We start from the raw sequence: 11,973 nt of genomic DNA, 5'->3' as shown, positions 1-11,973 counted from the left end.
CCGTCGTCGTGTCCGGCGTCGGCCGGGGTGGATCAGATCGAGAAGCCGATGGCGCGCATCATGTCGCGCCCGTCGTCCGTGATCCGGTCGGGGCCCCACGGCGGCATCCAGACCCAGTTGATCCGGAAGGCGTCCACGACGCCGTCCAGCGCGTTCGCGGTGTCGGCCTCGATGACGTCGGTCAGCGGGCAGCCGGCCGAGGTCAGGGTCATGCTGATGATGAGGGCGTTCTCGTGCTCCTCGTCCATCGCGAGGTCGTAGATGAGGCCGAGGTCGACGATGTTGACCCCGAGCTCGGGGTCGACGACCTCCTTCAGCGCCTCCGCGACCTGGTCGAACTTCTCCGGGGCCAGAGCGACCGCCACGGTCAGCTGCCCACCGGGGCGTCGACGACCGCCGCAGCCGCAGCAGCGGAGACGTAGCGGTCGTAGCCCTCGTTCTCGAGGCGGTCGGCGAGCTCCGGTCCGCCCTCGTCGGCGACGTGGCCGTCGACGAACACGTGGACGAAGTCGGGCTTGATGTACCGGAGGATCCGCGTGTAGTGCGTGATCAGCAGGAGGCCCAGGCCCGTGTTGGCCTTCGCCCGGTTGACGCCCTCCGAGACGATCTTGAGCGCGTCGACGTCGAGACCGGAGTCGGTCTCGTCGAGGACGGCGAACTTGGGCTTGAGGAGCTCGAGCTGCATGATCTCGTGCCGCTTCTTCTCGCCGCCGGAGAAGCCCTCGTTGACGTTGCGCTCGGCGAAGGCCGAGTCCATCTTGAGCGCCGACATCGACTCGCGCAGGTCCTTGATCCAGCCACGGATGGCCGGGGCCTCGCCGTCGAGGGCGGTCTTCGCCGTGCGGAGGAAGTTCGAGACGGTGACCCCGGGGATCTCGACCGGGTACTGCATCGCCAGGAAGAGCCCCGCCTTGGCGCGCTCGTCGACGCTCATGTCGAGCACCTCGACGCCGTCGAGGCGGATGGAGCCGCCGTCGACGTTGTAGCGCGGGTGGCCGGCGATCGTGTAGGCGAGGGTCGACTTGCCGGAGCCGTTGGGGCCCATGACGGCGTGGATCTCGCCCTCCTTGATGGTCAGGTCGACGCCCTTGAGGATCGGCTTGGGGCCGGCGTCGGTGTCGATGCTGACCTTGAGGTCGCGGATCTCGAGAGTGCTCATGCGTTCATTCCTTACTGTGCGACGCCGGCGGGCGACGCGGTGGTGTCGACGAAGACGTCGCCGTCGACGACGGAGACGGCGAAGACCGGGACGGGTTCGTAGGCGGGGAGGGTCAACGGCTTGCCCGAGGTGAGCTCGAACTTGGAGCCGTGCGCCCAGCACTCCAGGGTGTCGTCCTCGACGAAGCCCTCGGAGAGCGAGATGTCGCCGTGCGTGCAGGTGTCGCCGATGGCGTGGATGACCCCGGCGCTGTCCTTCACGACGGCGACGGCCACGCCGTCGACGACGACGCGGAGCGCCTGCGCGGGCGTGATCTCGTCGGAGGAGCAGACGCGCGTGCTCATGCGGTGGGCTCCACGACGGACGGGCCCGAGGTCAGCTCGACCTCGAGGGCGTCGATGAGGCGCTGCTGCAGCTCGGGCTCGCCGATCTTCTGGACGACCTCGCTGAGGAAGCCGAGCACGACGAGGCGACGGGCCTCGGCTTCGTCGATGCCCCGCGACTGGAGGTAGAAGAGGTGCTCGTCGTCGAAGCGGCCGGTGGCGCTGGCGTGGCCCGCCCCGGCGATGTCGCCCGTCTCGATCTCGAGGTTCGGGATGGAGTCGGCCCGAGTGCCCTCGCTGAGGACGAGGTTGCGGTTCTGCTCGTAGCTGTCGGTGCCGGGCGCCGTCCGCGCGATGAGGACGTCGCCGATCCAGACGGTGCGGGCTCCCTCGCCCTGGAGCGCGCCCTTGTAGTTGACGCGGCTCCGGCTGTTCGGCGCGTCGTGGTGGACGAAGACCTGCTGCTCGAGGTGCTGACCGGCGTCGGCGAAGTAGACGCCGTAGAGCTCGGCGTCCGAGCCCTGCCCGGCCAGGTGCGCCGAGGGGTTGACCCGCACGACCGACCCGCCGAGCGACACCACGAAGTGCTTCAGCTGCGCGTCGCGCCCGATGGTCGCGAAGTGGCTGGCGAGGTGGATCGCCTCGTCGTCCCACTCCTGCAGCGTCACCACGGTGAGGTGCGCCCCGTCGTCGACGACGATCTCGACGTTCTCGACGAGCTGGGCGGCGCCCGTGTTGCGGAGCACGACGAGCGACGTCGAGTTCGCCGTCGCGTGGATGAGGGTGTGGCCGGCACGCGGCGCCGTGTCGAGGCCGGAGCGCCCGATCGTCACGGTCGAGGGCTCGTCGCCGCTCAGGGTCACGAGCAGCACCTTCTCGGTCGCGGCCCAGGCCGAGGCCGAGGCCTTGTCCTCGGGCTGGCCGGCCCGGCCGACGCGGGAGTCGCTCCGGTCGACCCAGTCGACCGTCGCCCCGGCGGTCTCCCGCGCGAGGTACGCGTAGGGAGACCCGTCCAGGGGGCCGTCGATGAGGGGGCGCAGACGCTCGACCGGGCTGAGCTTCCAGTCGACCTCGCGGCCGGTGACCGCGGGGAACGCGGCCGGGTCGGTGCTGCGGAAGCGCTCGGAACGGGTCTGGACCGGGACGACGCCCCAGCCTCCGTCGCTGTGCGCCTTCGCGCCGTGCTGCACGCCCTCGGGGGTCGTGCTCGTTGTGGTGGGTGCTACGGCGGACATCTAGCCGACGGATCCTTCCATGCTCATCTCGATGAGCTTGTTGAGTTCGAGGGCGTACTCCATCGGGAGCTCCCGCGCGATGGGCTCGATGAACCCGCGGACGATCATGGCCATGGCCTCGTCCTCCGCCATGCCGCGCGACATCAGGTAGAACAGCTGCTCCTCGCTGACGCGCGAGACCGTGGCCTCGTGCCCGAGCTGCACGTCGTCGACGCGGATGTCGATGGCCGGGTACGTGTCGGAGCGCGACATGGTGTCGACCAGCAACGCGTCGCAGCGCACCGTGTTGGCGCTGTGGTGCGCCGAGTCGTCGACCCGGACCTCACCGCGGTACCCCGCACGACCGCCGCCGCGGGCGATGGACTTCGAGACGATGGACGACGTCGTGTACGGCGCCATGTGGATCATCTTCGCGCCGGCGTCCTGGTGCTGGCCGGGGCCGGCGAAGGCGACGCTGAGGGTCTCGCCCTTGGCGTGCTCGCCCGCGAGGTAGATCGACGGGTACTTCATCGTGACCTTGGAGCCGATGTTGCCGTCGATCCACTCCATGGTCGCGCCCTCGTGCGCGATGGCGCGCTTGGTGACGAGGTTGTAGACGTTGTTCGACCAGTTCTGGATCGTCGTGTAGCGCACGCGGGCGTTCTTCTTCACGATGATCTCGACGACGGCCGAGTGCAGCGAGTCGCTCTTGTAGATCGGGGCGGTGCAGCCCTCGATGTAGTGCACGTAGCTGCCCTCGTCGGCGATGATCAGCGTGCGCTCGAACTGGCCCATGTTCTCCGTGTTGATGCGGAAGTAGGCCTGCAGGGGGATCTCGACGTGGACGTTCTTGGGGACGTAGACGAACGAGCCGCCCGACCAGACCGCCGTGTTGAGCGCCGCGAACTTGTTGTCGCCCGCGGGGATCACCGAACCGAAGTACTCCTGGAAGAACTCGGGGTGCTCGCGCAGCGCCGTGTCGGTGTCCATGAAGATGACGCCCTGCTGCTCCAGGTCCTCGCGGATCTGGTGGTAGACGACCTCGGACTCGTACTGGGCGGCGACGCCGGCGACGAGGCGGTTGCGCTCGGCCTCGGGGATGCCGAGCTTCTCGTAGGTGTTCTTGATGTCGTCGGGCAGCTCGTCCCAGGTGGTGGCCTGCTTCTCGGTCGACCGGACGAAGTACTTGATGTTGTCGAAGTCGATGCCCGAGAGGTCTGCGCCCCAGGTCGGCATCGGCTTGCGCTCGAAGAGCGTGAGGCCCTTGAGGCGGTTCTTGAGCATCCACTCGGGCTCGCTCTTGAGGTTCGAGATGTCGGTGACGACCTCGGGCGAGACGCCGCGGCGCGCGGAGGCGCCAGCAGCGTCGGAGTCGGACCAGCCGAACTCGTATTGTCCCAGGCCGTCCAGCTCGGGGCGGTCGATCAGCACGTCTGACATGTGTACCTCTTTCTCTGACGGACCGAACGCGGTGCGCGGAGCCACCATTCCCATGGTGCTCGCCGCGGGCGACGACGGGCCGTTCCTCGCGGTGCGAGTCGAACACCCCGGTCCGCGTGACGATCGCCGCCCCGTCGACGGCCCCCCGGGGCGATGATCGTCGCGGGTGGTCGGCGGGCCCTCCGCGAGCGGAGTGCCAGGGTGCGTTGCCTAGACTGTGACCCGCACCCGGTGCCTCTCGACCCCGTGGTGCTCGTCCGCCTCAGCTGTCTCGCGGCGTCTCCGTCGACGCCGTGCCGGGTTGTGTTCCTGAACCCGTCGATTCTACAGGGCGGAGTCCTGAAATCGACGAAAGGCAGGAGACTGTGAGCAAGGCAGACCAGACCACCCCGGGCGTGCTGTCGAGAGCCTGGGCGTGGCTGCCCACGACGGTCGACTCGCGGGTGCGCTTCATCGCCTGGGCGTCGCTCGTCTGCCAGGTCCTGCTGATCGGCACCGGAGGCGCGGTGCGGCTCACCGGGTCCGGCCTGGGCTGCCCGACGTGGCCGCGCTGCACCGACGACTCCTTCGTGTCGACGCCCGAGATGGGCATCCACGGCGTCATCGAGTTCGGCAACCGGCTGCTGACCTTCGTGCTCACGCTCGTCGTCATCCTCGCCTTCCTCGCCGTGCTGCGCATCCGCAGGGTGCGCCCTGAGCTCTTCCGCATCACCCTCGTCCAGGGACTCAGCATCCCGTTCCAGGCGGTCCTCGGCGGCATCACCGTCCTGACGGGCCTCAACCCGTACATCGTCGGGGCGCACTTCGTGGTGTCCGTCGTGCTGGTCGCCCTGACGACGGTGCTGGTGTACCGGGTGCTGCACGGTCCTCGCGGCACCCGCGCCGCGACTCCCCGGGGCTACGCCCTCCTGGCGCGGGCGGCGGCCGTCGTCGTGGCCGTCACCGTCGTCGTCGGCATCCTCACGACCGGCGCCGGGCCGCACGCCGGCGACGCCGCGACCCCCCGCAACGGCCTCGCTCCCGAGGTCATGGAGCACGTGCACAGCTGGCCCGCCTACGCGACCCTGCTGCTCACCGTCGCGCTCGTCGCCTGGACCCTCCGCGCGGGCCTCCCCCGGCGCTTCCCGCTCCTGCTGCTCGCCGTGGAGCTCGTGCAGATCGCCGTCGGGCTGCTCCAGGCCCGCACGGGGCTGCCGCCCGTGCTCGTCGGCAGCCACATGGTGCTGGCCGCGCTCCTCGTCGCCGCGATGACGGCCGTGCTGCTCTCCCTGACGAACGACCAGCAGCCCGACGAGGTCGAGGCGCCCGTCCGTGAGGCCGAGCTCCGCGTCTGACGCCCGCACCGCCTCCTCGGCGCCCTGCCCCGGTCTCGGGGCGGGGCGCCGTCGTCGTCAGCGGCGCAGGTCCAGCCGCATGATCGTGTCGACCCCGTCGTCCGAGACCGGGACGAATCCCAGGCGGCGGTAGAGCGACTCGACGCGGCTCCCCGTCAGCACGTCGAGGGTGACCGTGGCCGTGGTGACGGCGGCGACGGCCTCGGTGACGAGACGGGTGCCGAGGCCCCGGCCGCGCGCCTCCTCACGCAGGTAGAAGTGGCGCAGCCAGGTCGTCCCGCCCTCGGGGTGGACGGCGAGGCAGCCGACGACACGGCCCTCGGCGTCGACGACGACGGTGGTCTCGGACGGGACGAACTCGTGGACGAACCGGGCGCGGTTGTACGACGGGCGCCAGACGCCCGCCCGCTCGAGGTCGTCGCGGAGGGCGTGGAGCTTGAGGTCGGCCAGGGCGTCGACGTCGCCGGGGCGCGCCGGACGCGTGGACCAGCCGGGGGCGGGCACGGGCCTAGAAGGGCAGGAGCGGGTCGACGCCCACGGCCAGGAAGAGCAGCGTCAGGTAGGTGATGGAGCTGTGGAAGACGCGCATGGGACGGACCTCGGCGACCTGCTGGATGGCACGGCTGTAGAGGCGGTGGGACTCCCAGATGAACCAGGCACCGCTCGCGGCGGCGACCACGGTGTAGAGCACGCCCATGCCGGCCACGGGGACGAGGAGCAGCGAGCAGGCGACCGTGGCCCAGGCGTAGAGGATGACCTGCAGCCCGACCAGCGAACGACCCCGCACGACGGCGAGCATCGGGACGTCGGCGGCGGCGTAGTCGTCGCGGTACTTCATCGACAGCGGCCAGTAGTGCGGCGGCGTCCAGAGGAAGATCACCATGAAGAGGATGACGGGAGGCCAGCTCAGGTCGTTCGTCACGGCCGCCCAGCCGATCAGGACGGGCATGCAGCCCGCGATGCCGCCCCAGACGATGTTCTGCGGGGTCCGGCGCTTGAGCCAGAGGGTGTACACGACGACGTAGAAGAGTATGGCGCCGAGCGAGAGGGCCGCCGACAGCAGGTTGACGGTGAGGGCCAGCCAGACGATGGAGGCGACGCCCACCACGTACGAGAAGACGAGCGCCTCGCGGTCGGTCACCTCGCCGGTGACGAGGGGGCGGCCCTGGGTCCGCTTCATGATGCGGTCGATGTCGCGGTCGATGTAGCAGTTGAACGCGGAGGCCGAGCCGGCGCTGAGCGCCCCGCCGACGAGGGTGGCGAGCACGAGCCAGAGATTCGGGACGCCGCCCTGGGCCAGGAACATCGTCGGGGCCGTCGTGACGAGCAGGAGCTCCATCACGCGGGGCTTGGTGAGGGCCACGTACGCTCGAGCCTTGCGACGGAAGCCCCGGGGTGCGGTGTCGGGGCGGGTGTCGATGGCTGCGGTCATGAGTCCTCTAACGAGACGAACGGGGTGCCAGGAGAGTCTAGGCGATGAACGTCCGCGTTGACACGGCACCGGGCGTCACCTGCGGGCACGCGACCTCGGTACGTCCCTATACTGGCAGGTGCTTGCCAGTTGCACGTCTGCTCCGCGCTGGATTCCCGACACCGGAACGAACACCTCCCTGTCCTGATCTCCACATCGTTGTGAACGTGCGGCCGCAGCCGACGACGTCTCGGCAGGCGCATGTCCGCGCGGGTCCGCATCGACCCCGCGCAGTTCGCAACAAGAAGGGTCAACTTCCAGTGGCAGATCTGCAATGGGAATCCATCGACAACAAGGCCGTCGACACCGTCCGCGTGCTCGCGGCCGACGCCGTGGAGAAGGTCGGCAACGGCCACCCCGGCACGGCGATGAGCCTCGCGCCCGCCGCGTACCTCCTCTTCCAGAAGGTCATGCGTCGTGACCCGAGCGACAGCGAGTGGATCGGTCGCGACCGCTTCGTGCTCTCGGTGGGCCACAGCTCGCTGACCCAGTACGTGCAGTTCTACCTGGGCGGCTACGGCCTCGAGCTCGACGACCTCAAGGCGCTCCGCACCTGGGGCAGCAAGACCCCCGGCCACCCCGAGTACGGCCACACCGACGGCGTCGAGATCACGACCGGTCCCCTGGGCCAGGGCCTCGCCTCCGCCGTGGGCATGGCGTACGCCGCCCGCTTCGAGCGCGGCCTCTTCGACCCCGAGGCCGCCGTCGGCACCTCGCCGTTCGACCACTTCGTCTACGTCATCGCCGGTGACGGCGACCTGCAGGAGGGCGTCACCAGCGAGGCCTCCTCGCTCGCCGGCCACCAGCAGCTCGGCAACCTCGTCGTGATCTACGACAGCAACCAGATCTCCATCGAGGACGACACGAACATCGCCTTCACGGAGGACGTCCAGAAGCGCTACGAGGCCTACGACTGGCAGGTCCAGGTCGTCGACTGGAAGAAGACCGGCGAGTACGTCGAGGACGTCGCCGCCCTCTTCGAGGCGATCGAGGCCGCCAAGGCCGAGACGAGCAAGCCCTCGCTGATCGTCCTCAAGACCATCATCGGCTGGCCCTCGCCCAAGAAGCAGAACTCCGGCAAGATCCACGGCTCGGCGCTCGGCGCCGAGGAGCTCGCGGGCCTGAAGGAGGTCCTGGGCTTCGACCCGGAGAAGACCTTCGACGTCGACCCCGCCGTGCTCGAGCACACCCGCGGCGCCGTCGAGCGTGGCCAGGCGCAGCACGCCGAGTGGCGCACCTCCTTCGACGCGTGGGCCACGGCCAACCCCGAGAAGAAGGTCCTCCTCGACCGCGTCCTCACGGGCGAGCTGCCCGAGGGGCTCGACGAGGCCCTCCCGGTCTTCCCCGCCGACAAGGAGGTGTCGACGCGTGCCGCCTCCGGCAAGGTGATCAACGCCATCGCCGGCGTCGTCCCCGAGTTCTGGGGCGGCTCGGCCGACCTCGCCGAGTCGAACCTGACGACCATCGCGGGCGGCGGCTCGTTCGTCCCCACCGAGTGGTCCACCCACGAGTGGCAGGGCAACCCCTACGGCCGCGTCCTGCACTTCGGCATCCGCGAGCACGCCATGGGCTCGATCATGAACGGCATCGCCCTGCACGGCAACACGCGCGTGTTCGGCGGCACCTTCCTCATCTTCAGCGACTACATGCGCCCCGCCGTGCGTCTCGCCGCGCTGATGAAGTCGCCCGTCACCTACGTCTGGACCCACGACTCCGTGGCCCTCGGCGAGGACGGCCCGACCCACCAGCCGATCGAGCAGCTCGCCGCCCTCCGCGCGATCCCCGACTTCGACGTGGTCCGCCCCGCCGACGCCAACGAGACCGCGTGGGCCTGGAAGACCATCCTCGACCGCCACAGCGGCCCCGCCGGCCTGGCGCTGAGCCGTCAGAACCTGCCGGTCTTCGAGCGCGGCACCGGCGACGCGGAGGGCGAGACCTTCGCCTCCGCCGCCAACGTCGCCAAGGGCGCCTACGTGCTCGCCGAGGCCCCGGGCGGCACGCCCGACGTGATCCTCATCGCGACCGGCTCCGAGGTCCAGATCGCCGTCGAGGCCCGTGAGGTCCTCCGTGGCGAGGGCGTGAACGCCCGCGTCGTCTCGGCTCCGAGCCTCGAGTGGTTCGACGAGCAGGACGCCGCGTACAAGGAGGCCGTGCTCCCCGCGGCCGTCAAGGCCCGCGTCTCGATCGAGGCCGGTGTGGCCATGCCGTGGCGCGGCATCGTCGGCGACGCCGGTCGCAGCGTGTCGATCGAGCACTTCGGTGCCTCGGCCGACTACAAGACGCTCTACCGCGAGTTCGGCATCACCACCGAAGCCGCCGTCGCCGCCGCCAAGGACTCGCTGGCCGCTCTCTGAGCGCCGGCAGAAAAGAGAAGAACGACATGACCGATTCGAACACCGCACAGCTCTCCGCCGCCGGCGTCAGCATCTGGCTCGACGACCTCTCGCGTGAGCGCATCAACTCGGGCGGGCTGCAGAAGCTCATCGCCGAGCGCAACGTCGTGGGCGTCACGACCAACCCGACGATCTTCGCCTCGGCCCTCGCCAAGGGCGAGGCCTACGACGACCAGGTCGCCCTCCTCGCCAAGACCGGCGTCAGCGTGACCGACGCCGTCTTCGAGATCACGACGGACGACGTCACCCGCGCGAGCGACATCTTCCGCGAGATCTACGACACGACGAACGGCTTCGACGGCCGCGTGTCGATCGAGGTCGAGCCGGGCCTGGCCCACGACGCGAAGGGCACCGTCGACCAGGCGATCAAGCTCGCCGCCAAGGTCGGTCGCCCCAACGCGCTCATCAAGATCCCGGCGACCGTCGAGGGCCTCGAGGCCATCACCGCCGTCATCGCGCAGGGCATCAGCGTCAACGTCACGCTGATCTTCAGCCTCGAGCGCTACCGCGCCGTCATCAACGCCTACCTCACCGGTCTCGAGCAGGCCAAGGCCGCCGGCATCGACATCAGCGAGATCCACTCGGTGGCGTCCTTCTTCGTGTCGCGTGTCGACACCGAGATCGACAAGCGCCTCGACGCCGTCGGCACCGACGAGGCCACGGCCCTCAAGGGCAAGGCGGGCGTCGCGAACGCCCAGCTGGCCTACGAGGTGTACACCCAGGCCTTCGCGACCGAGCGTGCCGCGGGCCTGCTCGCCGCCGGCGCCAACAAGCAGCGTCCGCTCTGGGCGTCGACCGGCGTCAAGGACCCGGCCGTCCTCGACACCACCTACGTCGTCGAGCTCGTCGCGCAGGACGTCGTCAACACCATGCCGGAGAAGACGCTCGAGGCGACGTTCGACCACGGCGAGATCCGTGGCGACACGATCTCGTCGTCGTACGCCTCGGCGAACGAGGTCATGGACGCGATCGCGTCCCAGGGCGTCTCGTACGACGAGGTCACCGAGCTGCTCGAGAAGGAGGGCGTCGAGAAGTTCATCGTCTCCTGGAACGAGCTGCTCGACACCGTCAGCGCTGCCCTCGAGGCAGCCGTCCCGACGGCCGGCTCCGCCGAGTGACCATCTCGATCGCTGTCCGCGGCGACGCCGCGGCCGCGGTCGAGCGGGTCGTCCCGCAGCTGGTCGGCGACCTCGTCGCCTCGGGCATCACGGCTCAGGTCCCCACCCTGTGGGGGCCCGAGGCGGAGCCCGAGGCGGCGCGGCGCCTCGGCTGGACCGAGGCCGTCGCCGTCTCGACACCGCTCCTGGCCGAGATCGAGTCGCTCCGTGAGGAGCTCCGCGCTCGTGGTCTCGACCATGTCGTCCTCTCGGGCATGGGTGGCTCCTCCCTCGCTCCCGAGGTGATCGCCCGGACCGCGGGCGTCGAGCTCACGGTGGTCGACGCCACGGAACCGGGGCAGGTAGGACGGGCCCTGGGCGATCGTCTCGACCGCACCGTCCTCGTGGTGTCGTCGAAGTCCGGCTCGACGGTGGAGACCGACGCGCACCTCCGTGCCTGGACCGCCGCGTTCGACGCGGCAGGCCTCGACGCTGCCGAGCGCATCGTCGTCGTCACCGACCCGGGGTCTCCCCTGGAGGCCCGGGCTCGCGAGGCCGGGCACCGCGTGTTCCTGGCCGACCCCACGGTGGGCGGTCGCTTCTCCGCCCTCACGGCCTTCGGCCTCGTCCCGGCCGGTCTCGCCGGCGCCGACGTCCGGTCGCTGCTGTCCGAGGCCGGTGCGGTCTCGGTCGAGCTGGCGCAGGACGACGAGACCAACCCGGGCCTCGTGCTCGGCGCGGTGCTCGCCGGCACCTCTCCCCTCCGCGACAAGATCGCGCTTGTCGCCGACGGGACGCACATCGTCGGGCTCGCCGACTGGGCCGAGCAGCTCCTCGCCGAGTCGACGGGCAAGCGCGGTCGCGGCCTCCTCCCCGTCGTCGTCGGCCCTGGTGGTCGCGAGGTCCGGGGCGATCTCGCCGACGTCCAGATCATCCGCCTCGTGGCGGACGAGCTGGAGACCTTCGACGTGGCCGAGGGCGAGGTCGAGGTCTCCGCGTCGCTGGGCGGCCACTTCCTGCTCTGGCAGTACGCCGTCGCCGTCGCGGGTCGTCTCCTGGGCATCGACCCCTTCGACCAGCCCGACGTCGAGTCGGCGAAGGAGGCCACCCGGGAGCTGCTCACCGCTCGGCCCGAGACCGTGCCCCCCGCGTTCGTCTCGGGCGGCGTCGCCGTGCGTGCCTCGTCGGGGCTCGTCGTCGGTGGCTCGCTCGAGTCCGCCGTCGCCGCCCTGCTCGCGGAGCTGCCGGCGGACGGCTACGTCGCGATCCAGGCCTACGTCGACCGCCACGCGCACGCTGACCTGCTCGCGCTCCGCGAGTGGACCGCCGAGCGCGCCGAGCGGCCGACGACCTTCGGCTGGGGGCCCCGCTTCCTCCACTCGACGGGCCAGTACCACAAGGGCGGTCCGGCGACGGGGGTCTTCCTCCAGATCGTCCAGGGCACCGAGGACGACCTCGCCGTGCCCGGCGCGCCCTTCACCTTCGGCGAGCTCCTCCACGCGCAGGCGGCGGGGGACGCGGAGGTGCTGGCCGCCCACGGAC

11 protein-coding genes are annotated in these 11,973 nt (G+C 70.3%); 4 read left to right on the top strand and 7 right to left on the bottom strand.

Annotated features, from left to right (window positions below; all coding sequences use genetic code 11):
• Positions 1-32 precede the first annotated feature (32 nt).
• Genes ASF82_RS06390 through sufB form a run of 5 tightly spaced genes read right to left on the bottom strand, consistent with a single transcriptional unit; the run spans position 33 to position 4,136 of the window.
• Complete coding sequence (locus tag ASF82_RS06390) at positions 33-365, bottom strand: metal-sulfur cluster assembly factor (RefSeq protein WP_056054862.1); 333 nt, start codon at positions 363-365, stop codon at positions 33-35.
• A 2-nt stretch (positions 366-367) separates the two neighbouring features.
• Positions 368-1,159: a Fe-S cluster assembly ATPase SufC gene (gene sufC / locus ASF82_RS06385; RefSeq protein WP_056054859.1), complete on the bottom strand. Its 792-nt coding sequence runs from the start codon at positions 1,157-1,159 to the stop codon at positions 368-370.
• An 11-nt stretch (positions 1,160-1,170) separates the two neighbouring features.
• The gene (locus ASF82_RS06380) at positions 1,171-1,503 is read right to left on the bottom strand and encodes a non-heme iron oxygenase ferredoxin subunit (protein ID WP_056054855.1); all 333 of its coding nucleotides are present in this window, start codon (positions 1,501-1,503) and stop codon (positions 1,171-1,173) included.
• Positions 1,500-2,717 carry a Fe-S cluster assembly protein SufD gene (gene sufD, locus ASF82_RS06375; protein ID WP_082514358.1) on the bottom strand — a complete coding sequence of 406 codons (1,218 nt, stop codon included), beginning with the start codon at positions 2,715-2,717 and terminating at the stop codon, positions 1,500-1,502. Before sufD ends, ASF82_RS06380 begins: the two co-directional genes overlap by 4 nt.
• Entirely contained in the window at positions 2,718-4,136 is a 1,419-nt protein-coding gene (gene sufB / locus ASF82_RS06370) for a Fe-S cluster assembly protein SufB (RefSeq protein ID WP_056054850.1), read from the bottom strand.
• Between the two features lie 365 nt (positions 4,137-4,501).
• On the opposite strand from sufB, the gene ASF82_RS06365 reads away from it, so the two are divergent.
• Positions 4,502-5,470: a heme A synthase gene (locus tag ASF82_RS06365; protein ID WP_369814256.1), complete on the top strand. Its 969-nt coding sequence runs from the start codon at positions 4,502-4,504 to the stop codon at positions 5,468-5,470.
• 57 nt (positions 5,471-5,527) lie between these two features.
• Here ASF82_RS06365 and ASF82_RS06360 read toward each other — a convergent pair whose 3' ends face one another.
• Both ASF82_RS06360 and ASF82_RS06355 read right to left on the bottom strand, forming a co-directional pair.
• Positions 5,528-5,974 carry a GNAT family N-acetyltransferase gene (locus tag ASF82_RS06360; protein ID WP_056054846.1) on the bottom strand — a complete coding sequence of 149 codons (447 nt, stop codon included), beginning with the start codon at positions 5,972-5,974 and terminating at the stop codon, positions 5,528-5,530.
• A gap of 4 nt (positions 5,975-5,978) precedes the next feature.
• Positions 5,979-6,902: a heme o synthase gene (locus ASF82_RS06355; protein ID WP_056054843.1), complete on the bottom strand. Its 924-nt coding sequence runs from the start codon at positions 6,900-6,902 to the stop codon at positions 5,979-5,981.
• A gap of 299 nt (positions 6,903-7,201) precedes the next feature.
• On the opposite strand from ASF82_RS06355, the gene tkt reads away from it, so the two are divergent.
• From tkt to ASF82_RS15760, 3 genes are all read left to right on the top strand, one after another.
• Positions 7,202-9,295 carry a transketolase gene (tkt, locus tag ASF82_RS06350; protein WP_056054840.1) on the top strand — a complete coding sequence of 698 codons (2,094 nt, stop codon included), beginning with the start codon at positions 7,202-7,204 and terminating at the stop codon, positions 9,293-9,295.
• A gap of 26 nt (positions 9,296-9,321) precedes the next feature.
• Entirely contained in the window at positions 9,322-10,452 is a 1,131-nt protein-coding gene (gene tal, locus ASF82_RS06345; protein ID WP_056054837.1) for a transaldolase, read from the top strand.
• The coding region (locus ASF82_RS15760) for a glucose-6-phosphate isomerase (protein WP_162240260.1) at positions 10,449-11,973 on the top strand (1,525 nt) is incomplete at its 3' end. The genes tal and ASF82_RS15760, both read left to right, overlap by 4 nt.

The sequence above is a fragment of the Frigoribacterium sp. Leaf164 genome, from assembly GCF_001423665.1.
In the GTDB taxonomy this organism is placed as follows: Bacteria; Actinomycetota; Actinomycetes; order Actinomycetales; family Microbacteriaceae; genus Frigoribacterium; species Frigoribacterium endophyticum.
The sequence above is the reverse complement of the archived record's forward strand: the minus strand, read 5'-3'. Positions and strand labels throughout refer to the sequence as shown.